This window comes from Verrucomicrobiia bacterium, assembly GCA_035629175.1.
Lineage (GTDB): Bacteria > Verrucomicrobiota > Verrucomicrobiia > Limisphaerales > DASXHY01 > DASXHY01.
The window spans coordinates 26,256-51,420 of the sequence record DASPIL010000096.1 but is presented as its reverse complement, the minus strand read 5'-3'; the positions used below and the strand labels follow the sequence as shown (position 1 = coordinate 51,420).

Below are 25,165 nucleotides of genomic sequence, written 5' to 3'. Positions count from 1 at the left end.
AGTTACACCCCTCCCGAATGTGTTCCGCGAAGCAGGCTGAAGGCTGCGGCCCGGCGCAATGTCAGGATGCGCCCGCACGCCAGTGGGTGCGTTGACACTGCAAGACTGCTTGTGTAGTTTCACGCGAGTTGGACCGGGTATGAACTCACTCCTCAACCAACATGTGCTGGTTCTGAATCGCCTCTGGCAGGCCGTCAATGTCTGCACAGCCCGCCGTGCACTGACACTTCTGTTCCAAGGCCAGGCGCAGGCAGTGCTCGGTGACTCTGACGGATCATTCCGCACGTTCAGCTTTTCGCAATGGCACGAACTGTCGCAGCAGGGACCCCACCCCGAATGCATCAGCACGATCTCGTTTCGCATTCGCATTCCGCGTGTCATCCTGCTCGCGGTATTCGACCGGCTGCCGAAGAAGGAAGTGAAATTCACGCGCCACAACATTTTCGAGCGCGACAAGAATACCTGCCAGTATTGCGGCGACGTGTTCGATCGCAAGGATCTCAACCTCGACCACGTCATTCCGCGCGACCGCGGGGGCCCGACGAGCTGGGAAAACATTGTCTGCTCCTGCATTGAGTGCAACACGGTCAAGGCCAACCGCACCCCGCAGGAAGCCGGCATGCATCTGATTCGCAAGCCGAAACGCCCGAAGTGGCGGCCGTTTGTGCAGATCAATCTCAGCCTGCAACAGCACGACAGCTGGAAACACTTCGTCGACCTCGCCTACTGGAACGTTGAATTGGGCGAAGATGTGGCCTGACGCTGCACTGCCTGGTTCGCCACCGGCCTGAACATTCGCAATGACTCCGTCCGCGTCCGCGCTGTCGCAACATTACGACACCATGTGGGCGGAATCCTTTCCCGCGGTGCGTGAAGGTGCCGTCGAAATCGATCCCGTCCTCGAGCGAGGAAGCGCTGATTTGCGCCGCGGCGTGACTCTTCTGTTCCGTCCGTCGTCGCAGGTGCTCGCGTCAATTGATCGCTTCCTTTCGGAGTTGAAAGCGTGCGAACCGGATCAATATTTCTACCGGCCGGATGAATTGCATGTCACGGCGCTCTCCCTGTTCACCGCCACAGAACGCCACACCGCCTTCACTGCACGCATTGACGATTATCGCGCGGCAGTGCAGGACGCTCTTGCGGGCGCGCCGCCGTTTTCAGTTCAGTTTCGCGGGATCACGGCATCACGCGGGGCGGTGCTCGTGCAGGGGTTTCCTGCAAGTGCGGGCCTGGAGGAGATACGCGGCCGATTGCGAGGATCGTTGCAATCGCGCCATCTCGCTGAAGGACTCGACAGGCGTTATCGCCTCGTTACCGCGCATTGCACAGCGGCACGATTCCGAAAGCCGCTGGCGCGTCCACAGGAATTTGCCAGCATCCTCGCGCAGCATCGCGCCACAGACTTTGGAAAAGCCCAGGTGCGCGAACTCAGCTTGATGACCAGTGACTGGTACATGTCCGCTTCAACGCAGCGGTTGATTGAGACAGTTTTGCTTCGGCCAGTGCACGATAGCGAACAGGGAAAATAGCCGGAGGAACATACGCGCCCCTTCATATGACGGTTTGGCCGAGTAGACTTACGTCTTGGCTGCTGACCGCGCCGCTTCGATCATTTCCCAGAACTTCGGATTCTGCTGGAGCGCTTCGTCTTCCTCCATCTTGAGTCCTGAACGGAACAGGAAATCCTTGAGCGTGTGGCGATTTAAGATGCGATGAACCACGACACCCAGGTCGTGCCGCTCGAAATAGACGCGGTAGTCGCCGACGCGGAAGCGATGCAGGACGCGCCCGGCTCGCTCCAGTTTGCCGAAGTCATCCAGCTCGGTGTGCATCACCTGTTGCGGCAACCCGCGGAACTCTCCAAGAATCTGCAACTGGAGTTCCTTTGGCATCTTCGCCAATTCCACCGCGCTGGTCGGATTAAAGATGATTTGAAAGGGACGCATCGATGCCCGGCAGAGTAGAGCCTCCGCAATCCCGGGTCAATGCACCCGAGGAAACGCCTGCGTAGCGCAGATTTTCCGTGGATTGTCTTCGCAGCTCAGAAGCGTGCAATCCAGCCTCTAAACACGCGCCGATTGCGGCTCACTTTACGGCTTCATCACAATCTTGATGCATTCGTCCCGTTTTGACCGGAATGTTTCATAACCCTCAGGCGCATCGTCGAGACTCATGTGATGCGTCACCACGAAGCTGGGATCAATCTCACCTTTTTCAATGCGCTCCAACAGCGGACGCAGATAGCGTTGCACGTGGGTTTGTCCGGTTTTGACGGTCAACGAACGATTCATGATCGCGCCAAACGGAATCTTGTCCACCAACCCGCCGTAAACCCCAGGGACCGAAAGTGTGCCGCCGCTGCGACACGCCATGATTGCTTCGCGCAAAGCAATGGGACGATCATTCTCAAGCATCATTGCCTGCTTCGCGCGATCGTAAACGTGTTGAACGCCGTGCCCGTGGGCTTCCATGCCCACGGCATCAATGCACGCGTCGGGTCCCCGTCCGCCGGTCATCTCCTTCAGCATTTCAACAACGCTGTCCACCAAGTCACAGTCAATGGTTTCCGCGCCGCCCTCCTTTGCCATGCGCAAGCGCTCGGGCACATGATCAATCGCAATCACGCGCTCGGCTCCCAGCAAGAACGCGCTGCGAATGGCAAATTGCCCAACGGGTCCGCATCCCCAGACTGCGATGGTGTCGCCAGGGCGTATGTTGCAGTTCTCCGCGGCCATGTAGCCGGTCGGAAAGATGTCCGAAAGAAACAGGACCTGCTCGTCGGTAAATCCATTTTCAATCTTGATGGGACCCACATCCGCAAACGGTACACGCACGTACTCCGCCTGCCCTCCTGCGTATCCGCCCGTCAGGTGCGAGTAGCCAAAGATTCCGGCAGGTGACTGCCCCCACATTTTCTCGGCCATGACCGAGTTGGGGTTGGAGTTTTCGCAAAGGGAGAAAAGACTTTGCTTGCAGAAGTAGCAATTGCCGCACGAGATCGGGAAAGGCACGACGACGCGATCGCCATTCTTCAAGTTCTTCACTCCAGGACCAGTCTCGACGACTTCGCCCATGAATTCGTGCCCAAGTATGTCCCCCTTCTCCATCGTCGGAACAAAACCGCCATACAGATGCAGGTCCGATCCGCAGATGGCGGTCGACGAAACTTTGATAATGGCATCGCGTGGATTGAGAATTTCCGGATCCGGAACTTCTTCAACGCGCACGTCCTTCTTCCCGTACCAGCAAACTGCTTTCATATAATAATCCTTTTGGGACTCAATGGGTTCCCAGCTTTTTAATGTTAAATCCGCTATTTGAATTGAAATGGCCCCTCGCAGATGCTCTCGCGCACGGGGCGCCGGCTGGAGATCTGCTCCCGCTCCCGCACATCCGGCGGCAGCTCTTCGGGATCGCCCGGCCTGCCGAGCGCAAACATCGCCGCCACTGCAAACTCGTCGGGAACGCGCAACACGATGCGCGCCTTGTCGAAGTCGAACCCCGCCATTCCGTGCGAGACGATGCCCATCGCTGTCGCCTGCAGCGCCAGGTTCTCCCAGGCCGACCCGGCATCGTAAAGATGAACCGGGTTAGGCTTGCCGTTTCGCGAGAACGTTTTGCGCGCCAGCACAACCGACAAAACCGCCGCCCTGCTGCACCACACCTTGTTGGCGTCCATGAGCAGGTCGAAGAACGTCTGCCAGTGCGGCGATTCCCTGCGGGCATAGAGAAAACGCCATTCCTGTTCGTTGTAGGTCGACGGCGCCCAGCGTGCGGCCTCAAACAGCGTCATGATCTCCTTTTCGGTCAACGACTCGCCGCTGAGCGCGCGCGGCGACCAGCGACGAATGAACAATCGTTCGATCGGAAACTCGGGTTGCCGATGCGCCTCAGGATCAGGAAGCCGGCTCATACGGTTGGTTGCTCACGCCTGAAGCACGCGATCCAGTTTGCCTGGCGCACCCTTCGCCCTGCCCGACGTCTGTCCGATCGTGCGGGCGATCTCGCCTGTTTCCATCAATTGCTTGAACCTCAACAGGTCAATGGCGATTTGTTTCTCGGGGTTTTGCCCAAACATCCGCGCCACCGTCGCGCCCAACGCCCCGGCCGGCGGCTCGTATTTGAGTTCCACCTTGATCACGGTTCCGCGTCCGCCTGTAGCGGGACTGAATCGCACGGAACCCGCATTCTGCACGTCGGCATTCGAACACGATTGCCACGCGATCAACTCGTTCGGACGCTCATTCACGATTTCGGCATCCCATTCAATGCTTCTTCCCGCAGGTCCCTTGACCACCCAATGCGACCGCTTGTCATTTTGTACCTGCACCGACTTAACGTGGCTCATGATTTGAGGAAGATTTTCGAAGTTCCGCCAGAACCGGAACAGTTCCTCCTGCGACTTTTCGATCGTGATGGTGCGAGTGTAATGAAACGCGCGAAGGTTTGCGCCGGGATTCCGGGAGATGCCGCGGCTGGCCTTCAGGTCGAGGGCAGTGATGCCCGCGACCGCGGCGCCTGCCAATGCAATGCGTGTTGCGCGGGAGTCCTTCGACGCGAGCGCGGCGCCGAGCAGCGCGATGTCCATAAGGTCCCCGCCCACGCGGCCCCACAGCCAGGGTGACGGCCGCGCCTGTGTAAGAATTCCAACTCCACTGACAAGCTCCCGCAATCCGAGCAGCCGCAACAGCGTGGAATGTTCTCCGACGCCCACGCCTTTGCCCACACGCCTGGGTGCGAGGAGACTTGCCAGTCCAAGCCCCAGGCTCACCCAGCCCATCGCCCGCGCCAATTGTTCATCCGGAGATCTGCCCGCGTATCCGTTGCCGTATTTGTTCGCCATAAACGCTTCCTTTTATTTGTTTCGAAAACGAAGGGATGTCTCGAGGCTATCCCCGCCGGAGAAACAACCTGCAGATGAAATTCGTTACAGATTGGGGCCGGCAATCGCCGCCCCAGACTAAAACGCCACACTCCGGGAAAATAGGAAGGTGAATGCCCCGAAATGCCGGGGGCAATATAACCCAGTCGCTGCCACTTAGCGGCGTGCTTGCCCGTGGCGTTCGCTTGCCACCCATTCGCTTTGGGGTCAAAGCCCGGGTTGAGAAGAAGCACCCGCAAGCGACCTTCTATGAAACACGTGCAACAGCACTCGCAGGAGAAACTAACATGAAACGCAAACTTCTTATCATCTCGTTAATTGCAGGATTTTCGGCATTTGGTGCCGGTGCGCAAACCGGCGGTGGCGCTGGTGGCGCTGGCGCAGGCGGCGCCACCGGAGCAGGCGCCGGTACGGGTAGTGCCGCGGGCGGCACAGGCGCATCCGTCGGCGGGACAGCGACGGGCGGATCCACCGTCGGCAATGGCAGCAGTGTTGGCCCGCGCATCCTTCAACCCGGCCAGCCAGGTCAACCAGGACAGGCAGGACAGACCACTCCATTCAACACAGACACGGGCGTCGGCGGCGGCAGGAATCCAGCAATTCCAGACCAGTCCGCAACCACGGTAGGTGGCAATGTCAACGCTCCCCGCACGGCTCCCTCGAGCCCTGGCGCGTTCACGCCGGTTTCCCCAATTAATCCCGCGCCGGGACAAGCAGGACAAGCGAATCAGATCGCGCCTGGGTCAACGACACGCACGTTAAACAACCCCGCGCAACTCCAAAGAATGACGAATCAGTTCGGGCTGCAGGGCGGGATGAATTCGGCCGACCGTCAGCTCGGCACAGCCAACAACCAGCTGAATAATCTGACCAATCAATCAGGAGTCGTTAACCCTGGCGGCTTGACCCCGACTGGAGGAACAAACAGCTTTAATCGAGTCCTCCAGACAACCCCGAATCGCACAGGAACTCCCGTCGGCGGCGGCGCGACGCAACCATTGCCGGGAAACAATCCTTGATCAATGGCTGGAACCACAAAAACGGACGGCGAATGCCGTCCGTTTCCTTTGGGCAGATTTCCCTATAGAGCGAAGCGGCGAAGACATTGATCTTCCCGCCAAACCCGACCGGCTTAACTTCCGGTCTCTCCAGGAGAACACTAATGACATCTAAATTTATCTTTTTCGGTTTGTGCGGTTCCGTGGCGGCCCTGACAGCCTACGGCCAAAGCGCACCCGCCGCCGCGGGAACACCGGCACCAGGCAGCAATCCCGCAGGCACCACGCCGCCCGGACTGCAGCAGCGGGATCAACTCCCGCCTGGATTGCAGAACCGGCGCCCGATGCCTCCCGGCCTCGCCGGTCGAACCAATGGAACCACCGCGAGCGGCAGCTTGTCGGGAACCAATTCAATGACTCCCTCCCAGTCGGGCGGAAGCGGCGCAGCCACGGCAGCGTCTGATCCGGTTTCCGCCGATCGGGAACTGCTCACGAAAGTTCGTCAAAGCGTATCCACGGAAATCAGCTCAGTAACAGGCAGCAGTTTTTCCGCAGGTTCGTCAGGAGCGCTGCCAATCAACTACATCGTGCGCAGCGGAGTGGTCGAACTGGTTGGCAGCGTTCCGAGTGAACAGCAAAAAGAACGCATCGAAGCCGTGGTGCAGGGCGTTCCCGGCGTGACCAGTGTCGAGAATCGCCTGCAGGTCATGTCCGCGGTGGGAAGCAGCACTGGCGGGACTCTGGATGGAGCGTCGGATGGAACAGTAGGCTCGGGATCCGCGTCGGGAACAGGTTCGAGCGCGAATGCGACCGCAGGTGCCTTCAGTGGGACGAACCGGCTTTCGGCCACATCATCCACTTACTCCAGTAACGCTTCACCGCGAGAAATCCTGTCGCCGACCTCAAACACCAATGGCCTGGGACGCAGCCAGACCACGCCTGAAAGCCAGCCGCGGAGCCCTGGCGCAGGCGGAAATCCCTGAAATCGGGGCGGTGGCAGGTCAAGCATTCGATTACCCCTCCCTCTCTTCCGAGCCAAGCGAGAGGAGGGGTGTGCGTTCACCAACCTCGGTGCTTTCCACCACACTAACCGCCGTTCCCGACTTCGCGCGCGTGCGGATTCTTTGTCCCACGCGCAGTTGTTTCGCGTCGTGCACCACCCTGCCGGTATTTTCATCCGTGGTAATTGTATAACCTCGTGCGAGCACCTGTTCGGGCCCCAGCAGCCGGAGTCTTGTCTGAACGGTTTCAAACCGATGCCGCGACTCTCGCAAGCGGTGTCGCAATTGTTCCTGCAACCGTTGAAGCTCCTGCTCGAACAACTCGCGCCGCTGACGAAGCAGATGCGCCGGCTTGATACGGCCGAGCCGCTCAGAAAGATTTTTCGCCGCCACAGCATGCTGCCGCAGGCCGGCGCGGGCACAACGGGCGAGGCTTCCCTGCAGGTCGTCCAGGCGCTGCAGCCAATCGTTGAACTTGCGACGGGGATGAGCACGCGCCAGGCGCTGAGAGGCCTGATTCAATTCATGCGCTTTGTCCGCCATCTGTTGCAGCGCCAGTTGGCGAATCCGGCCGGAAACAGCTGACACAAACGCGCAGCTTGAAAACACCCCTTCCGTGATAATCTCAGCTGCTGCGCTCGGCGTCGCGGCGCGCACGTCAGCCACGAAATCACTGATCGTGAAGTCAATCTCATGGCCCACTGCTGAAACGATTGGAATCGAAGAATCGAAGATGGCTCGCGCCACGACCTCCTCGTTGAATGCCCAGAGATCTTCCAGGCTGCCGCCGCCACGCGTGAGGAGAATCAGATCCAGGTGAATAAGGTTCGCGGGATGTCGCGGCGCTGAGGGATCGGGGTGCCGTGGCAAACCATCAGCGGGCCCCGACGACAATGCGTTGAGCATGCGGATCGCCGCGGCAATCTCACGCGCGGCGCCGTCGCCCTGCACGCGGCAAGGCGCAATCACGATTTCGAGCCCCGGATTGCGCCGCTGGATGACGTGCAGAACATCGCGAATTGCCGCCCCGGTCGGGGAAGTGACAATTCCTATGCGTTGGGGAAACCTCGACAACGGACGTTTCCGTTCCGCGGCGAACAACCCTTCCGCAGCAAGCTTCTGCTTGAGCTTGTCGAACGCAATCTGCAGCGCCCCGGTTCCCTGTAATTCCAATCCGCGAACGATCAATTGGTATTGCCCGCGCGCTTCGTACACAGTCAGGCCGCCCTGCAGCAGAAGCTTTTGGCCATCCTTCAGCAATTCCCGATGCGCGACATCTTCGCCGCGGAAGAGCACGCAGCTAAGCTGGGCGCTCGCGTCCTTGAGCGTGAAGTATATGTGTCCCGAACTCTGGCAGCGAAGGTTCGTGATTTCGCCGGTCACCCAGACGTTTCCCACCTGCTTTTCCAGCGTGCGGCGGATGCTCGACGTCAATTCAGCAACCGAATGAATCTTTCTTTCGGGAACCTTCGCCTCGGGCGGGAACAGGTCCCCGAATTCCCATTGTGATTTGAATTGCTTGCTCATGCTACTCCGCCGCGCAAGGCACGTTAAGACGTGAAATCGTGAGCGCCTTTCCCGAAGCCTCATCGACCTCGACAATCGCCCCGTCCAGGAATATCCGGCCTTTGGCGACATCAAATCGTTGCGGCATGTTGGTGAGAAAGCGTTGGATAACAGGCTCAATTTCACGCCCGATAACGCTCTCGTGCGGACCCGTAAAACCCGCATCCGTGAGGTAAGCCGTGCCGCCAGGAAAGATCTGTTCGTCCGCAGTCTGCACGTGCGTGTGCGTTCCAATCACCGCGCTCACGCGCCCGTCCAGCATGCGCGCCATTGCGATCTTTTCCGACGTCGCCTCCGCATGCATGTCGACAAGAATCAATTTTGTCTGTGCTCTGAGGCGGTCCACCGCCGCATTGACCGCATGAAATGGGTTTTCAAGGTCCGCCATGAACGTGCGGCCCTGCGCGTTGACGATTCCCAACTGCAGGTTGCGCACGGAAAACAGGCCGCTTCCATGACCTGGAGTTCCGGTTGGGTAATTCAACGGTCGAAGAAAGCGCGGCTCGTGGTGCAGCAATTCCATCACTTCCTTCTGATCCCAAAGGTGATCGCCGCTCGTGATCACATCAACGCCCGCAGTGAAAATTTCCTCGGCCGTGCGCGCCGTGATCCCCGATCCGCCTGCTGAGTTCTCGCCGTTGGCAACGACGAAATCCAGTCCATGCTGCTCCCGCAGCCTGGGAACGAGTTCGCGCACCGCGCGACGTCCCGGGCTGCCGACAATATCGCCAATGAACAGGAGCTTCACGGGAGAAACAGTGAATGGACGGCATTAAGGCAGCAAGCGGTTTTCACCTCGTCGCGCAGTTCTCCGAGCCACCGGAGCGCCGACTTTCAGTCGGCCCTATGAGGATCAAAAAAGGCAATCGGTGCAGGACAACCAGCGCCGCACGATTCGGCGAGCCGGACAGAGTTGAGCCTTAATCCGACTGCACGCCGGTGCTCCATCGCCGGTAGAAAACCAGCGCCAGGCTACTCCACCAATTGATGTTGCATCGCGTAGTGCATCAGCTCCGCGTTGTTCTTCATTCCCATTTTTTCGAGGATGCGTGAACGATAGGTGCTGATGGTTTTCACGCTGAGGGAAAGTTCTTTTGCTATCTCGCTGACAATTTTTCCCGACGCAATCAGGCGCAACACCTGAAATTCGCGATCAGACAACTTCTCCTGAGGCGGTTTCTGGCCATCGCCGCCCGAAAGATAGGTGGCGAGTTTTTCCGCCAGCGAGTTGCTGACATAGCGCCCGCCTGCCAGCACCTTCTTGATGGCGCCGACAAGTTCATCAGGTGCGCTTTCCTTGGTCATATAGCCCGACGCACCGCGTTTGAGAACACGCACTGCGAATTGACCCTCGGGATGCATGCTCAGCACGAGCACTGGAAGTTTCGGTTTGAACTTCTTTATTTCGCGCAGCACTTCCAGCCCGCTGCGGCCCGGCATGGTGATGTCGAGCACCACCACATCCCACTCCTCCTTAAAGATTTTGGAGAGGGCTTCCTGCGCGTTCCGGGCTTCACCGAACGTGGCCTTTTTGAACTCTTCTGCGAGAATTTGTTTCAGGCCGTGCCGCACCACCGCGTGATCGTCTGTCAACAGGATCTTCATGTACTGCTTCAGGACTGGTTTCCGCCACCGGCAATGTCACCGTCACCCGGGTGCCATGTCCATGCCGGACTGGGCCTATCCGGAATTCCCCGCCGAGCAACGCCGCCCGTTCCTTCATTCCCAACAATCCCAGCGACCGCGTGTTCGAGATTTCCTCAGGCTCGATTCCGCGGCCGTTGTCTTTCACGTCCATGATAATGCGGCCGGGTTCCGCTTTCAAATGAACCGATACCTGCGTTGCACCCGCATGTCTAATTACATTCGTCAGCGTCTCCTGAAAAATCCGGAAGAAGGTCGTCGCCACATTCGAATCCAAAACCGCGTCCTGCAGCCTTGTGTGGAGATCACAACGAATGCCCGTGCGATTCTGAAATTCCGTTGCCTGCCATTCCAGCGCCGCCACCAAACCGAGATGATCCAGGATTCCCGGCCGCAGCTCGCTCGCAATCCGGCGGACGGTGTGAATCGTGGAATCAATATGCGCCGAAAGCGCGCGCGCCTTTTCCGTCAGTGTCTTCAGGTTTTTCGGCAGGCGGCTGGCTATGAGTGACAAGTCCAGCTTGCAGCTGGTCAGCGCCTGGCCGAGTTCATCGTGCACTTCGCGTGCAATGCGCGTCCGTTCCTCCTCGCGCACGCGCTGCAGGTATACCGAAAGAGCGCGCAATTGCTCATGCGACTCCCGCAACTGCTTTTCCGCACGCTTCCGCTCCAGACGTTCGCGCGCTTCACGCAGCGCACGGTTGACGGACGGCACCAGGCGCACCATGCGATGCTTCAACACGTAATCAGTGGCGCCGTTCTTCAACGTTTCGATCGCGACCTCCTCACCCATCGTGCCCGTCAGAAAGATAAACGGCGTTTCTGGGCACAACTTCTTGGCGATCTGCAGCGCCGCGTACCCATCAAAACCAGGCAGCGCGTAATCCGATAAAATCAAGTCGGGCGGATTGTTCTGGATTTCGCGGATGTAATCATCCTCCCGTTCCACTCGCACGGCGGAGTATTGCAACCCACCCTGGCGGAGCGTGTGCTTCGCCAGCTCGGCATCGGCTGGACTGTCTTCCAGCATCAGGATGTGAATCTCTTTCTTCACTCTATTCCGAAAACGCGGCCGGGATTTCCTTTCGCAGCCGATCCGGATTCCGCGGCAGCGTGAAATAAAACGTCGCGCCCTTGTCGATTTCACCCTCGGCCCACGTGCGGCCGCCGTGACGATGGATGATCCGCCGCACGTTCGCGAGGCCAATTCCCGTTCCTTCAAAATCACTCGCCCGATGCAGCCGCTGGAACACCCCAAACAACTTGTGTGCGTAACGCACATCGAAACCGACGCCATTATCCTTTACGAACACAATCAGTTCCTTGGCGGTCGTGCGCGAACCAATTTCAATTCGCGCCGGCTTGCGCGGGCGGGTGTATTTCAGCGCGTTGCAAATCAGGTTGGCAAACACTTGATGGATCAGGTTCGCATCGCCTTCAGCCATCGGCAACTGGGCAATCTTCCATTGAAGGTCCCGGTCAGCTGTGTCGAGCGTCAATTCGCGGCGCACGGTGGAAACGATGTCGTTCAAATTGATGCGCGACTTCCGCAGTTCCGCGCGCGCCGTGCGCGAAAAGGTCAGCAGGTCATCGATCAGGCGGCCCATTTGCCGCGCGGCATCCGAGATGGTTTGCAGGTGCGCTGTCGCTTCGTCATCCAGCGTGGCGCTCTTGGTTACCTTCAGAATCTCGACAAATCCCTCAATGTGCCGCAACGGAGCACGCAGGTCGTGCGACACCGAATAACTGAACGCTTCCAGCTCCCCATTCGCCTCCTCCAGTTCCGCCGTCCGCTCGATCACCCGCTGCTCCAGTTCGCTGTTGAGCCGGCGAATCTCCTCCTCCGCCAGCTTCCGCTCCGTGATATCGTGAACGATCACCTGCGCCGCAGGCTTGCCTTCAAACGTCAGAGGGGCCGCCGCCATCTCGACGGAACGGATCGTCCCATCGACCCGCAAGGCTCGATGCTCGGTGAACGAAATGGGGCGCTGCTCGCGCACAACCTGTTCCAGCCGTGCCCGCACCGCGTCCCGTTCATCGGGATGGAACAATTCAACCGCCTGCCTGCCCACCACAAGTGTTGGATCGTTGCCGTCAAACAGCTTGAGGCCCGCGCTGTTCACAAAGACGATCTTTCCTGCCCGTGCCACAAACAGCGCGTCAGGTGAAATCTCGACCAGGTTGCGGTATCGCTCCTCGCTCGACTGCAGCGCCTCCTCTGCACGCCGCCTTTCCGCCTTGGCCTCCTCCTGTCGCAGCGCGCGATGCACCGCGGGAGGCAGGGTTGTCAGGTGATGTTTCAGGACGAAATCCGTCGCGCCACTCTTCAGGGCTTTGATGGCCATTTCCTCGCCGAGCGAGCCCGTCACGAAAATGAAAGGCGCCTCGGGTGATCGCTTACGCGCGAGTTCGAGGGCTGCAAACCCGTCGAACGCCAGCAGTCCGTGGTCCGAAAGGATCAGCGAAGGCCGGAATGCTTCGAGCGCCCCGAGGAATTCCTCCTCCGTCTCCACACGCTTGAACTGGAAATTAAACCCGCTCTGCTTGAGGGTGTTCCGAACCAGTTCAGCATCCCGCACCTCGTCCTCCAGCATCAATATGCGAAGTTTTTGTTTGGTTGAAATCAACACTCGCCTCGAGCTTATTTCATATCCGCTGCATACGAAGTAGGGCAATACCCCAAGTCTACGCGCCCGGCAGCGAAAAATAGAACGCCGCCCCCTCTGATTCGCGTGCGTGTGCCCAGACGCGCCCGCCATGGCGCTCAACGATCCGGCGGACGTTCACCAGCCCCACTCCCGTGCCTTCAAACTCATTGCCGTGCAGACGTTCAAAAACCTGGAACAACTTCTGCGCCCGCTGCGGATCGAACCCAACGCCGTTGTCGCGCACGCACACTTCCGTTTCAGATTTCCCGCGCGTCGCGCTGATCTCTATGACCGCCGTCTCCCGCGGACGCGTGAACTTCAGCGCATTGGACACCAGGTTGGTGAGCACCAGCCAAAGCATCACGGGATCGCCCTCCACTTCTGGAAGGTCATGGATCTTCCATTCCACACTCCGCCCCTCCCACTCGGGCCGTAGATCGTGAATCACCTCCTTCACGATATCAGCCAGGCTCAGGTGCAGCCGATACATGTCCGTCTGGCCAATGCGCGAGAACGTAAACAGGTCGTCGATGAGTTTGCTCATCTTGTGCGCCGCCTGGGAAATGGATTTCAAATAGCTGCAGCTTTTCCCGTCAAGCCGGTCTGTGGCGGTCTTCAGCAAAACCTCCGAAAAACTTTCGATGTGCCGCAACGGCATGCGCAGGTCGGCAGCGACACTATGGGTGAACGTCTCGAGTTCCTTGTATTTCGCGTCCGCATCACTGCGGTCCAAATCCTCCATTCCGGGTTCGGTGGCAGCCGCCCGGGGAGACAGGTCTCGAACGATGGACAGGAAGCCGCGCAGCTGGCCGCCTTCGCTGCGCACCACCACCACGGCATGGCTGGCGGAGAATGATTCCCCGTTCTTGCGGCATCGCTTCCCGCTTTCTTCCCCGCGATCTTTCCGCTGCGCCTCTTCAAGCAGGAACGCCGGACGTCCCTCGGTTCGCGATTCGGGTGGAAACAAACGGCTGTAATGTTCGCCAAGGATTTCGTTGGGCTCGAAGCCGAGCATTTGTTCCGCGCCCGGATTCCAGGTCGCCACCCGGCCGTCCCTATCAAGCATGAAAGCCGAGTATTCCTTGAGTTCCGCCGATACCAACCGCAAATGTTCCTCCGCATCCAGCAAGGCGGATTCGAGCTGCCGATGCCGTGCGCGCGTATCAGCATCGCGCAGCACGCGTTCGATCGCGGGCGCCAGCAGATGAAGATTCTGTTTCAGAACGTAATCATCCGCCCCGCTCTTCAACGTTTCCTCCACTGTGCGCCCGTCCGGGCCGCCCGATACGAATATGAAAGGCACGTCGGGGCAACGATCCCTCGCTTCAGCAAGCGCCGCGAAGCCGTCAAACCCGGGCACGCCATGGTCGGAAAGGATGACGTCGGGGGTATGATGTTCCAGTTCGTGCAGGAAGGAATCGCGCGTCTCAACGCGCCGGGAACGAAAACGCAGCCCCGCCTTCCGCAGTTCGTGATTGATCAGCAACACATCAGGAGCCGTGTCCTCAATCATCAAAACGCGGATTTCCTTTTTTATGACCAGCGGGCTTTTGATATCGCCCAGAGTAGCTGTCCCTGTGGGCGCATCGAATAGGGTGAACTCTGCAAGCGCCTGCAAAACAGTGCGCAGCGTTGCGCCGCCCACTGGCAGCTGCGGTTAAAACCCGATGTTGCGAATCGCAACGTGTGCTAGCTTGAGCCATTGCTTTATGAAACCAACAAGGGCACGCAATACCAAGGCACGCCCGGACCTCCGGGCTCCTGTTCCAGCATGGACAGCTTGCCCGCGCAGCATCCGCCAACCAGTGAACACGAGAAGGAGGCACTATGTTTTTCTATGAATGGGTCATTCCAGTTCTTGCGGTCTTTGTGATCGCTGCCGTGACGTTCTACCTCGCCGTTCGCAATCGCGCCAATGCAGGCGTGCGCACTGATGGCGAAGTCCTCCACGACGAATATGCCGACCGAACGGCGGATCGCGATCGTTCCTCCGGGAGTTAAACATCGCGCAAGCGGGATTGAGCATTGGGACTGAGTCGCGCACAGGCAGGTTCCACGGCTCACATGTGTGAGGCTTACGCTGGCCGAGCGCCTTCCGCGATCGGAGCACGGGCCGGGGAAACATCTCCCTTGTGATTCCCGGCCCGTCCGGACATTTTCCGCCCATGATCCTCGCTGGCGACATCGGCGGAACCAAAGTCAACCTCGCCTGGTTCAACGTGGAAGGCGGTCAACTGGTCCGCGGCCCGGAGGCGACTTACCGCAGCCGCGACCACGACAGCCTTTGCGCCATCATTCAACGCTTCACCTCTGATCACTCGGTGCCAGTTCGCATCGGCGCGTTCGGAGTTGCTGGACCCATCCGCGACGGCCGCGCTCAACTGACCAACCTTTCATGGATCGTCGATGCTGAGGAACTGCAGCGCGAACTGAAGCTCGACCGCGTTTTCCTCCTGAACGACCTGCAAGCGAATGCTTACGGCATCAGCACCCTGGAACCCGGCGAGGTCATCGTGCTCAATGCGGGAAGTCCCGCGCGCAATGGCAATCTCGCGATCATCTCCGCGGGAACGGGGCTGGGACAGGCGGCGCTGCTCTGGACCGGATCTGAATATATTGCGATCGCATCCGAAGGCGGGCATGCCGATTTCGCTCCGCGGACGGATCTCGACGCTGAACTGCTGGCTTACCTCCGCGAACGCTTTGTTCAACCCAGCTGGGAGCACGTGTTATCGGGACCCGGCTTTTACCACGTATATCAATTCCTGCGCGACAGCGGCCATGGTGAGGAACCCGGCTGGCTGACTGAAGAATTCCGGCGCGTCGATCCCGCCGTCGCAATCACCAAGGCGGGCCTCGCGCAGACCTGTCCGCTCTGCGTTCAAACCCTCGACCTGTTCGTTGGTTATTATGGCGCCGAAGCTGCAAATCTTTCCCTGAAATTCCTGGCGACGGGGGGGCTTTATCTCGGCGGCGGCATCGCTCCAAAGATCGCGGCGAAACTTCAGGATGGATCGTTTTTGCGGAGCTTCATCGGCCAGGGGCGGATGAAAGATTTGCTCGGGGCAATTCCGGTGCGCGTGATCTTGAACGACAAGGCGGCGCTGATCGGCGCTGCGCGCCATGCGGCAACGCGCTCGGGCCTTCTCTGAGCGTGGTCACATCCTCGGCCAGGGCCCTGCGTTAATGCGCGCCCGCGCGCGTGGCATGAGCTGCTGCGAGGAGATTCTCATCTTTCTTTCCGGTCCGAACCATCGCCCATCCCACCAGGATCAGAATCACGCCTGAACCCAGGAAAGCGTAGTCAAAGACCGAAACGCCCAACCGCTCCACCACGTGATGCAGGTGAAGAATGTGATGGTCGATCAATCCTTCGATGAAATTAAACAGGCCCCATCCGAGCAACATCGAACCCACAAAACATTTTGTCGAAAGCGGCACGCGGTGCCTGGTCACAGCGCGCCACAGCAGGATCAGCCCGATCACGGACATCGTCCAGGTGAACGCGTGAAACAATCCGTCCCAGAACATGTTCACTTCAACATTGGCGACGGTGTCCTTCGGAAGCCGTGCCGTCATCATGCTGTGAAGCTGGAGCAATTGATGAAATACGATCCCGTCAAAGAACCCGCCCAGCCCAATGCCGAGGAAGATTCCCGAACGAATAAGCGGCTTGAATCCTGAAGTCGTTGTGTTCATTTCGAATCGTCCCTTCCGAGCCAATGGGAAATGGCATATGCCGCAACCAGGAGCACCGGAACCGGCGACATCAGCGCCAGGGCATTCAAGGCGAAGCTCCCTCCAAATATTTTCGCCCTAACCTCCTGGCCTGTGCCCGTTTGGCAGACGGGACACGCTTGAGCGGATGCAAGGCTGGCTCCAAGGACGGCGATGCAAATCCATCGCTGCATAACGGGAAATGCCTTCACCTGCAAAACTTCACAGCAAAGCCGCCAATCCCAACTTGGGTGTTACCCGCACCGGCTTCAGGAGAGTCATCAGGCCTTCCTGGCAGCGGTCGCGTTGGTAACTGCATCAGCAGTCTTTCCGTTCGCAGTTCGACTGCGCCAGATGCACAACACGGCATCTGTGAGCGCGAGAAGCACGGGTCCGAGGACCAGGCCGGCGGCGCCGAAAACCATCAGGCCGCCAACGATGCCGATAAACACGGGCACAGTGTGCAGTCGGAGTTTTTTTCCGACCAGAACGGGATACAGAAGGTTGTCGATCAATCCCACCACGACCGTTCCCCAAACAGTCAGGATCACTGCCTTCGTCCAATCGCCCTGCACCGCGAGGAACACGGCCGCGGGAATCCAGATTACAAAGGCGCCCAGCACTGGAATCACGGAGAGCAGGCCCATCGCAAAGCCCCACAACAACGGAGCGGGCAAGCCCAGCCACCAAAACATCAAGCCTCCCAGCACGCCTTGCAACGTTGCCACCACGAGGGTTCCGTAAATGCTGGCGTGCACCGTGTCCCTGAAGCGATTGAACACCTGGTTGGTTTCGCGGTCCGTCAGCGGCAGGAAATCCCGGATGTAATCGATGAACACCGAGCGGTCGCGCCAGAAATAAAACAGCATGAACAACGTGATCAGGAACGTCACCAGGCTCCAGATCGTTCCTCCGACAGTCGGCTTCACTACGGCATTCCCGGCAGGCGCTGCCTGTTCGAGAATGGCTTTCGCCCCGCCCTCCTTCTTCACCCAATCCCACGCCTGGCCGAAGCGCGGATTGGACTCCGCGGCTTTCTCGATCGACTTCTGCAATTCGCCCGATTGCAGCGATCGCACGGTGGATGATGCCTTGCTGATCACTGCCTGCAGCATGAGCGCGACCGGAGCTGCGATCACGAGCGACACCAGCACGACAGAGAGCGCCGCTGCGAGTCCTGGCTTTCGAACGTGCTTTTTGATCCATCGGTATGCCGGCTCTCCAATGATCGCGAGCGCGACGGCCCACGCGAGCGCTGGAAGAAACGGTTTGGTGACGAGGAAACATCCGATCAGGAGCAGGATTGTTGCGGCCAGGAGGACGACTGCAGAAAGCTGGTTCCTCGACCAGAAGCTTTCCTGCTCTGATGCCGGTCCGGCGTTTTCATTGGGTTGAGTCATGCGTGCCAAGCCGCGCGCGAGCCGCACTTAGTTACCGCGAGTGAACGGCAAGTGCCATTGGGGTGATGCCCTAGAATCCAAACGGGTGGCTCGCACATCGATCGCACTGCCTCAGCATCAACGCCGTGCCAGGTCCGCACTGGCCTACGGGTCCTTCGGTCCAGGCTCAGGCCGTACGGATGCAACCTAGAAAACAAACTAGGCGAAGTGTGCGATATGATGCCACTTGACCACCCACCCGCCCTGCTCTTTCTCCAGGAAAATAGTCGCCATCGCGCCATGCGGTGAAGGTCCGACCCAGGATCGGACGACTGCCTGCTTGCCGTCTTCAGAATAACCTGGCAGCCACGCTTCAAACCATCCACGTGCCGATGGATGCGCCTTCGCAAACGGCCATTTCTTCGACTCCGACGAAATATCCGCCACGACGATTTTCGGATCGAACTTCAATTCAGCAAACGAAACCGGCACGGAGTCGTAGGTGCTGCCAGGCTTTTGGTTTCGGCTCAGCAAGTTTGTCTGGATGAAAGACGGGATCGTACGACCTTCACCGATGTCCTGCGCCATTTGCCCGGGCCGCAACATCCCCGTCTTGTCCGGGTTCCTGACGTTGAGGAAAACAGCATTAGCATTCGTGGACCGCGTCAGATTGAATTTGGGGTCCGCCAGAACGTGGAGCAACGCCGCTTGAAGAACCTGCCTGTCGCGATCGTCGGGTTGCACGGCAGTGTCAGCATGAATTTCCGCAGCGTTCAAACTCACGCGCGGCGCAAGGACAAAACTTAGGAACGCTGCCAAGACCATGATCGATGCGAAGGAGGTCGAGTTCATATTCCTCGGACACCTTCTCCCCGTTATTGATTCAAATTTTTGCCTCACGGCGTCCCGTCTGGCGCGGGATGCGACTTGGAATCGCGTCAGGAAAATCATGCGGGCGCCCACGGATTCGATGCTGACGCGAACCCCGAAGTGATGCAGCTTATTTCAAATGTATTTGGTGACCGCAAACAAGCCCCGGCAGATCTTGCACCTGATCTTCGCGGGGCGTGTGACGATGGCTGAGCTGCAGAATGGCGAGGGCGATCTGCGCGAGGTGATCAAGGATTTCACCCCCGGCTTCACACTGATCACGGATCTGGAACGTGCGGAATCCATCGAACCGGAATGCGCGCGGCCAATTGGTGCAACCATGGAACTATGCGATCGGCACGGCATTGGTCGCGTGATTCGCGTCATCCCCGACCAGGCCAAGGACATCGGCTTCAACATCCTTTCGGCGTTCCACTACACGCGGGCGCCCCGAACGCTCGTGTTCAAGAAGCTGATTCAAGCCGTCGAGGCGCTTTGATTGGATTAATTACAAACGCGATGGTTGAAATATGAAAAAACCCGATCAATGGATCGTTGCAACGACCGCTGTCGCAGTTGTCACTTTCGCAGCGTTCGCTGCGGAGCCGCCTGCTGGCATGGTCGAGCTCAAGAACGTTCCGGCCGAACAGGTCCTGACGATCTACAAGGACCTTTCACGGTGTGAGATGATAGAATCTTCGGACGTGAAACTGCACTACCGTGCAATCACAGCGCGTTCTTCTTCCATGTCGACGCGGGAAGACACATTGAAGCTCATTGAGACAGCGTTTCTGGAGCAGGCGGGAATTGTCATAACGCGCCTGGGCGGCAAGCGCGTTTCCGTGACATTCAACGATCACCTGCCAGTCAAGTCTCCGCCGTGACAGTCCGCGAACCGGCAACCCTGCCCTCCCGTTTGAATCCTACGGATTGAGGACCGTCGGGTTATGACTGGCCACGTAGTATAGATCCTCCTTCGCATTGGCCTGGGCTGCGGATCCTTCAGCGCCACCGGTGATCGTGAATTTGCGGGGGTTCATGCTGTTGGCGAACCTGATCACCGCATCACTCACCCACTTATGCGCCTCGGTGTGGCCGTCGGCGAAACTAAACGTGCTGCTTCGCCCATGAAACGCCGCGGGGGAATCTCCCCATCGGGCGTTGACGAAATTGATTGCCGGATTTCCCACCGTCATGTCCCACGTGCGGACGTTTTCTCCGCATAGCTGGCCGCCAACCGTGATCTGTTGTGAATCGGATTCCTCCACCCAGAGAAACCGGTCACTTGGATGCAACACCTGCGACTGTTTCATGATGAATCCGGGAAGGTTCTCGTAGGCCGTGTCGCCATTCGCGAAACCGTTGACTCCGGAATAACTCGTCCATGCAAAGTGATTCGGAATCGTGGCGCGGATGTCACCCGGGCAATGCATGATGCCGGGATTCGGCGCATAGGGGTAAAGGGGACCGTTTCGATAACCGCGCTCAACTTTCCAGACAACGAGCGCGTTGCCCGTCACGTCCGCCGGCGCGGGGTCAGGCACCCTGTCGGCTTGGACGCGCCAATTCGGCGTGGCGGCACCCGGATCGGTGCTGAATCCCACCACACGGTCGGAATTGTCGGACGCATACATGACCCACGCCAGGGAAAGTTGCTTTTGGTTGCTGAGGCAATTGGCTTGCTGCGTTTTTCTCTTTGCCTTGCTCAACGCGGGAAGAAGCATTGCCGCCAGGATTGCAATGATTGCAATGACCACGAGCAGTTCAATCAGAGTGAAACCGCTGCGGTGTATCCAACGTACCGAACAGTTGCGGCGCCCAGAGAAAAAGTCACATTTATCTTTCGAGATTGGATTCATGATGCTGTCGTAGGCTGCTGCTCGCTGCAGCGAGTGGTTTCGAACAGGTGGCAGGGCTTGCGCCCCGCCACCGTGGGATCGAACCACCAACCACCTGCTATTGCCGCAACCGATAAAACGTCGCTGTATTCGTTGCGTTGAAAACCTGCGGATTGGTTTGCGTCGAGGCGTCCGTCCAGGGCCCGGTCAGCGCTGGTGCCTGCTCCAGGATACCCGTGCCCGTCCAGGACAACTGGTTGTTCTGAATGGTCAGGGCAGCCTGCACACCGGGAGCCGCGAATCCGATCCCTGCTGCCGTTGCAGCGAACATGATGCTGTCGAACTGCGCGTAGGCGCTGCCATTGCCGCAACGAAGACGGATGTTGTCAAAGGTGCTGTTGGCCGTGAGAGACGTCGCAGGCTGAAGCTGGGCGCCTTCGCTGCGGTTGAAGTCCGGATCGAGCCAGACTTTGATCTCGTCGTTCGAGCCAGCCTTGAAGTCGATTCGCACGACCAGCGTATGCCATTCCCCCAGCGCAACCGCAAGTTGAGGAACGAGATCCACCTGGTTGCCCGAGGCGTCGAGACTCCAATTGACCGATGCCCACGCGTTGCCAATGATCAGCCGTTCGGCATTCCCTTCGAAGAACTGAAGTCCTCCAAATCCCCCACCGTTGCCTGTTTCATTATTCAGGTCCAGGAACGTCATTCTGAAACGAGCGTAGAGCGTTTTTGTCGATGTATTCTGGTAATTGCCATCGATCCAGCCGTTCAGATTGCTGTAGATGATGATGCCGCCGCCGCCGCCGAAAACATCCAGTTGCCCTTCAAGAGTGACGGGCAATGCTGGAAACGCATCCACCGTGAAGGACCAACTGGCGGAATAGGGCGCGTCATTTGAGTCCGTCAGGCTGACAGTCACGAAATGGCTCGAATTTGCCTCGAATGCGGCGGCCGGCTGGTAGTTGATGATGACATTCCCGTTCGTGTTGACGCTGAAACTCGGCGTCACGGGATTGCCATCGATGGTCATGCTTATGGTGCTCGTTTTGATTCCGGAACTGCCGGGAATCGCGCGCACGCTGATTGAAGTTCCGACCGCAGCCGCAGTTGCGGCATCCGCAGGGAACTGGTTATCGAACACCACATCGACCCAAGGCGGAAAGCCCACGCCAGTTGCTGTCGCAGCCATGATGATATTGCTCCAGGTGGCGCTGGCCGTTCCGTCGCCGCAGCGAAGCCGGATATTGTTGAAGCTGTTATTGATTTCGAGCACGACAGGCGGGTTTGGCTGGTTGGCTTCAGTATGCGTGAAGTCCGGATCGAGCCAGACTTTCACAACGTCGTTCGTCCCCGGCAGGTATTCCGTGCGCACAACAATGGTGTGCCATTCGCCGAGATTCACAAAGGTGAGCGGGAAAAGGTCCTGCTGGGCTGCAGCTGCATCGAGACTCCAATTAAGCGAGACCCAGGCGTTGCCGGCAATGAGCCTCTGGTCGTTGTCCTGCATGAAATGCAAACCGCCATATCCTCCGCCGCTGCCGCCTTCGTTGTTCAGGTCGTTGAAGACCATGCTGTAACGCGTGTAAAGGATCGAACCGGAATTTGTGTTGTAATTGGAACCCACCCAGGCATCGCCAGCTGCGGAGAAGAGCGTGTAATCATTGCCTCCACCCGTGGTGATGGGTCCCGCAACAGTTACCGGCAAGGAAGGATAACCGGTGGTGAAGCTCCACGGATTCGTGAACACCCCTCCATTGTTGTCGGTTACCACGAGTTCTACCATCTGCAGTGTGCCCGCGGCCAGAGGCGCACCCGGCTGATAGCTTACCGTGATGATGCCGGAATTCGTGCTCAAGGCCGGGGAAACCGTGACGCCATTTACTTTCAGCGTGATACCCGTGATCGGCGCACCACCCATTACAACCTGTGCCCCAATCGGGGTTGTTGCTGGAATACTTGCCGATCCGTTCACAGGAATAATCCCCTGGAACGTCACGTTGGCGGGAACAGCAAAGCCAACATCCGTTCCCAGCGTCGCGATGATGATGTTCGTGGCTTCAGCGCTGGATGGAGCGTTTCCACATCGGAACCGAATGTTGTCGAACGTGTTGTTGATGGAAACGATGAGGGGCGGGTTGGGCTGATCGGCTTCTGTCTGGGTGAAATCAGGGTCGAGCCAGATTTTGGCGGTCGCATTACCACCCGGCGTGTAATCGACGCGCGTCACCAGCGTGTGCCATTCACCCGCGATGACAGTGGTGCTGGGAATCAATTCCGGTTCACCTGAGATGCCGCCGCCGTTCTTGGTATCGACGCTCCACGTCGTCCGAATCCAGGTTTCGCCAGTCAGCAATCGCTCGGTGTTGCCGTTGAAAAAGTGAAGCCCGCCATAGCATCCTCCCCCGCCGTTGCCCGGCTCGTCGGCCGTGTTGTGGAAAACCATGCTGATCCGCGAAAAGAGCGTCCGGCTGGAGGTGGAATCGTAATTCGTTCCGATCCAAGGGTTGCCCGCCGCATTGAAGATCACTACATCCACCCCGTTGCTGGTAGCGACTGGACCAGCGAGTACCGCTGGCAGCGAAGCAAAGCCCGTGGTGAAGCTCCAGGCATTCGTGAAAAGAGTGCCGTTGTTGTCCGCCACGACCACCCTCGCGGTATGCAGTGTTCCGGCGCTGAGGGGCGAAGCGGGCGTGTAACTGATCGTGGTAATCCCTGTTGTCTGCTTGATCACTGGTGTAACGCTCGCGCCGTCGACTGTCATCGCAATGCTGTTGGTATTAACTGCAACAGCGCCATCCACCGCCTGAACAGTGATATTGGTGCGAACGCCGCTGAAGGAGCGGTCGGCTGGGGAATGTCCGGCGAAAGTCACGGGATCGGAGACCAGCTGGAGCATGTCGAATTGAAAATCCTGGCCGCCTCCCGACGTCGTCGTCCCGTTGCCGCGGTAGAAGGCGACCCGTGCAATAGATCCGGAAACGGTCCCCGTGAACGATGCGCCCGTCGTCAGATTGCGGAAGAGATACGTTGTCGGCGACGTCAGCTTGAATGAATAGCTGTTGAACTGCTGGAAATTGTATCCAAAGCCGGTTGCCACTCCGTCGGTTGTTCCCGCATCCGTGAAATGGCCGTTGTCGTTGTCACCCCCGACATGCCAGAAACTAAAAATCGTGTTGCCACTCGCATCCTGCAGGATCACTGCGTTCGTGTTTGGCGACCCCGCAAGTCCATTCAATCGCCGCTGGAACGAAAACGCCTGCCCTGCCGTCATCGGCGAAGTGAACGGCCTCACTGCCACGGTTCGGCTGTTGATCGACTCGTTCCACAAATCGAAGGAACTGCCGCTGGGGCCGTTGTTCTGGATGAACGCGCCGCCATTGCCGGAAACAGAAACTGTCCAGGGGCCGAATCCAAACCCGCCATTCAGACCGGTTTCGAAGGACCCAACGTACGCGGGATCGTTTGCGGCATCAAAGGCGTTGGTTGTCTGGCCGGAGCTGGGTTGCGCCACCAGCACGAGGAGCGCGCACACCCGCAGGACCGGGCTCAGAATCTTTCCCCACAAACCAGGTGAGTTCATTTGGTGTAAGCGGTTTTTCATAAGACTGATGTAGCTGGGTGTTGTTGTTGTGTGCCGCCGCGTGCAAGCGTGACTACAGCGAAGGAGAGTAATTACCGCGCGCGTTTCAACAATACCCGCAATCAGGGGTATTCAGGTTGATCCGCCGGGAGGGATGGCGGGCTGCGTCGTCACCGCGCATCAGCGCGGAACAAACCGTTTTGAGCGAGGGATCGAAATCTTCCGAAGGTCCCGTTGAAGCCGTAAGCCAACTGAAAGTCGGCGCTCCAAATCAGGCACGAGCGCCGACTTAGCCATTGGCCTCCCCCGCGCACGCAGCGGAACCCCGTTTCGAAAGCGATCTACTTTGGTTTTGCCGCCTTCGAAAATCCGAGCGGGAATTGTCCAAGGTATTTGGCGGTCGCCTCGCCGCGCGAATGAACATGCAGCTTCGCATAAATGTGCTTCACGTTCATCCGGATCGTTTCAATGCTCAAAGACAGCAAGCTCGCAATTTCCTTGGACGATGCCCCCTTCGCCATGAGATCCAAAACCTGCTGCTCCCGTGGCGAAAGCTCGCCGACGTCCGATCTGTTTTCTCCAGCCTGGTGAAAGTGAGCGACGATTTTTCGCGCAATGCTGCTCGACATCGGAGAGCCGCCCTCCCGAACCTGGCGAATGGCTTCAACGAGTTCCTGGGTCGTGCTGCGCTTGAGCAGGTAACCGCTGGCGCCCGCGAGCAGCGAATTGAAAATCTTTTCGCTCTCTTCATAAACGGTGAGCATCAGGCACTGAGCCTTGGGAACGATGCTCTTCAAATGCCGCACACACTCCACCCCGTCCATGCCCGGCAGATTGATATCAACGATCACCACGTCAGGCTGGTCGTCGACAATTCCGCGCAGCGCCTGTTCCGCGGTTCGATACGACTTGAGGCAACGCAACCCTTCGCTGCGATTGATTTCGAGCTCGAGGTTCTCCCGCATCCACGCGCCATCCTCGATGATCACCACGCCAACGAGCGCGGGTTGCTGACGATTGTCGTTTCGATTCATGGTGA

24 protein-coding genes are annotated in these 25,165 nt (G+C 58.6%); 8 read left to right on the top strand and 16 right to left on the bottom strand.

Annotation, left to right across the window (positions count from 1 at the left end):
• Positions 1 to 139: 139 nt before the first annotated feature.
• Both VEH04_16720 and VEH04_16715 read left to right on the top strand, forming a co-directional pair.
• The gene (locus tag VEH04_16720) at positions 140 to 760 is read left to right on the top strand and encodes an HNH endonuclease (protein HYG24423.1); all 621 of its coding nucleotides are present in this window, start codon (positions 140 to 142) and stop codon (positions 758 to 760) included.
• 40 nt (positions 761 to 800) lie between these two features.
• Entirely contained in the window at positions 801 to 1,529 is a 729-nt protein-coding gene (locus VEH04_16715; GenBank protein ID HYG24422.1) for a 2'-5' RNA ligase family protein, read from the top strand.
• A gap of 48 nt (positions 1,530 to 1,577) precedes the next feature.
• Here VEH04_16715 and VEH04_16710 read toward each other — a convergent pair whose 3' ends face one another.
• The 4 genes from VEH04_16710 to VEH04_16695 form a co-directional block, all read right to left on the bottom strand.
• Positions 1,578 to 1,946, bottom strand: a complete 369-nt coding sequence (locus tag VEH04_16710) for a hypothetical protein (protein HYG24421.1) — start codon at positions 1,944 to 1,946, stop codon at positions 1,578 to 1,580.
• A gap of 144 nt (positions 1,947 to 2,090) precedes the next feature.
• On the bottom strand, positions 2,091 to 3,260 hold the full coding sequence (locus tag VEH04_16705) for a zinc-dependent alcohol dehydrogenase (protein HYG24420.1): 1,170 nt from the start codon (positions 3,258 to 3,260) through the stop codon (positions 2,091 to 2,093).
• 53 nt (positions 3,261 to 3,313) lie between these two features.
• Positions 3,314 to 3,913: a nitroreductase family protein gene (locus tag VEH04_16700; GenBank protein ID HYG24419.1), complete on the bottom strand. Its 600-nt coding sequence runs from the start codon at positions 3,911 to 3,913 to the stop codon at positions 3,314 to 3,316.
• Between the two features lie 12 nt (positions 3,914 to 3,925).
• Positions 3,926 to 4,843 carry an SRPBCC family protein gene (locus VEH04_16695; protein HYG24418.1) on the bottom strand — a complete coding sequence of 306 codons (918 nt, stop codon included), beginning with the start codon at positions 4,841 to 4,843 and terminating at the stop codon, positions 3,926 to 3,928.
• Positions 4,844 to 5,169: 326 nt separating this feature from the next.
• Here VEH04_16695 and VEH04_16690 point away from each other — a divergent pair, with 326 nt between their 5' ends.
• Both VEH04_16690 and VEH04_16685 read left to right on the top strand, forming a co-directional pair.
• On the top strand, positions 5,170 to 5,901 hold the full coding sequence (locus tag VEH04_16690; GenBank protein HYG24417.1) for a hypothetical protein: 732 nt from the start codon (positions 5,170 to 5,172) through the stop codon (positions 5,899 to 5,901).
• Positions 5,902 to 6,044: 143 nt separating this feature from the next.
• On the top strand, positions 6,045 to 6,863 hold the full coding sequence (locus tag VEH04_16685; protein ID HYG24416.1) for a BON domain-containing protein: 819 nt from the start codon (positions 6,045 to 6,047) through the stop codon (positions 6,861 to 6,863).
• Positions 6,864 to 6,893: 30 nt separating this feature from the next.
• Here the strand turns inward: VEH04_16685 and xseA are convergent, their stop codons facing one another.
• The 6 genes from xseA to VEH04_16655 form a co-directional block, all read right to left on the bottom strand.
• On the bottom strand, positions 6,894 to 8,408 hold the full coding sequence (xseA, locus tag VEH04_16680) for an exodeoxyribonuclease VII large subunit (GenBank protein HYG24415.1): 1,515 nt from the start codon (positions 8,406 to 8,408) through the stop codon (positions 6,894 to 6,896).
• 1 nt (position 8,409) lies between these two features.
• Positions 8,410 to 9,195, bottom strand: a complete 786-nt coding sequence (locus VEH04_16675) for a TIGR00282 family metallophosphoesterase (GenBank protein HYG24414.1) — start codon at positions 9,193 to 9,195, stop codon at positions 8,410 to 8,412.
• Positions 9,196 to 9,419: 224 nt separating this feature from the next.
• Entirely contained in the window at positions 9,420 to 10,052 is a 633-nt protein-coding gene (locus VEH04_16670; protein HYG24413.1) for a response regulator transcription factor, read from the bottom strand.
• Positions 9,961 to 11,145, bottom strand: a complete 1,185-nt coding sequence (locus VEH04_16665) for an ATP-binding protein (GenBank protein ID HYG24412.1) — start codon at positions 11,143 to 11,145, stop codon at positions 9,961 to 9,963. Before VEH04_16665 ends, VEH04_16670 begins: the two co-directional genes overlap by 92 nt.
• A 1-nt stretch (position 11,146) precedes the next feature.
• Positions 11,147 to 12,721: an ATP-binding protein gene (locus VEH04_16660; protein ID HYG24411.1), complete on the bottom strand. Its 1,575-nt coding sequence runs from the start codon at positions 12,719 to 12,721 to the stop codon at positions 11,147 to 11,149.
• A 55-nt stretch (positions 12,722 to 12,776) separates the two neighbouring features.
• Positions 12,777 to 14,384, bottom strand: coding sequence for an ATP-binding protein (locus tag VEH04_16655; GenBank protein HYG24410.1), 1,608 nt, complete (start codon positions 14,382 to 14,384; stop codon positions 12,777 to 12,779).
• A gap of 182 nt (positions 14,385 to 14,566) precedes the next feature.
• Between VEH04_16655 and VEH04_16650 the strand changes: the two genes are divergently transcribed.
• Both VEH04_16650 and glk read left to right on the top strand, forming a co-directional pair.
• Positions 14,567 to 14,740 (top strand): hypothetical protein, encoded by a 174-nt coding sequence (locus VEH04_16650; protein HYG24409.1) that lies wholly within the window; start codon positions 14,567 to 14,569, stop codon positions 14,738 to 14,740.
• A gap of 164 nt (positions 14,741 to 14,904) precedes the next feature.
• Positions 14,905 to 15,891 carry a glucokinase gene (gene glk, locus VEH04_16645; GenBank protein HYG24408.1) on the top strand — a complete coding sequence of 329 codons (987 nt, stop codon included), beginning with the start codon at positions 14,905 to 14,907 and terminating at the stop codon, positions 15,889 to 15,891.
• A 31-nt stretch (positions 15,892 to 15,922) separates the two neighbouring features.
• On the opposite strand, the gene VEH04_16640 is transcribed toward glk, so the two are convergent.
• From VEH04_16640 to VEH04_16630, 3 genes are all read right to left on the bottom strand, one after another.
• On the bottom strand, positions 15,923 to 16,438 hold the full coding sequence (locus VEH04_16640; GenBank protein ID HYG24407.1) for a DUF2243 domain-containing protein: 516 nt from the start codon (positions 16,436 to 16,438) through the stop codon (positions 15,923 to 15,925).
• A gap of 299 nt (positions 16,439 to 16,737) precedes the next feature.
• Positions 16,738 to 17,856 (bottom strand): AI-2E family transporter, encoded by a 1,119-nt coding sequence (locus VEH04_16635; GenBank protein HYG24406.1) that lies wholly within the window; start codon positions 17,854 to 17,856, stop codon positions 16,738 to 16,740.
• Between the two features lie 198 nt (positions 17,857 to 18,054).
• Entirely contained in the window at positions 18,055 to 18,687 is a 633-nt protein-coding gene (locus tag VEH04_16630) for a hypothetical protein (protein ID HYG24405.1), read from the bottom strand.
• A 157-nt stretch (positions 18,688 to 18,844) separates the two neighbouring features.
• Between VEH04_16630 and VEH04_16625 the strand changes: the two genes are divergently transcribed.
• Positions 18,845 to 19,204 (top strand): hypothetical protein, encoded by a 360-nt coding sequence (locus VEH04_16625; GenBank protein HYG24404.1) that lies wholly within the window; start codon positions 18,845 to 18,847, stop codon positions 19,202 to 19,204.
• Positions 19,205 to 19,235: 31 nt separating this feature from the next.
• A complete protein-coding gene (locus VEH04_16620) occupies positions 19,236 to 19,589 on the top strand; it encodes a hypothetical protein (protein ID HYG24403.1) in 354 nt (117 codons plus the stop codon).
• A gap of 39 nt (positions 19,590 to 19,628) precedes the next feature.
• Here VEH04_16620 and VEH04_16615 read toward each other — a convergent pair whose 3' ends face one another.
• The 3 genes from VEH04_16615 to VEH04_16605 all read right to left on the bottom strand — a co-directional run bounded on the left by VEH04_16615 (position 19,629) and on the right by VEH04_16605 (position 25,160).
• Positions 19,629 to 20,564: a prepilin-type N-terminal cleavage/methylation domain-containing protein gene (locus tag VEH04_16615; protein HYG24402.1), complete on the bottom strand. Its 936-nt coding sequence runs from the start codon at positions 20,562 to 20,564 to the stop codon at positions 19,629 to 19,631.
• 97 nt (positions 20,565 to 20,661) lie between these two features.
• Positions 20,662 to 24,147, bottom strand: a complete 3,486-nt coding sequence (locus tag VEH04_16610; protein ID HYG24401.1) for a hypothetical protein — start codon at positions 24,145 to 24,147, stop codon at positions 20,662 to 20,664.
• Positions 24,148 to 24,467: 320 nt separating this feature from the next.
• Entirely contained in the window at positions 24,468 to 25,160 is a 693-nt protein-coding gene (locus tag VEH04_16605; GenBank protein ID HYG24400.1) for a response regulator transcription factor, read from the bottom strand.
• Between the last annotated feature and the right edge of the window lie 5 nt (positions 25,161 to 25,165).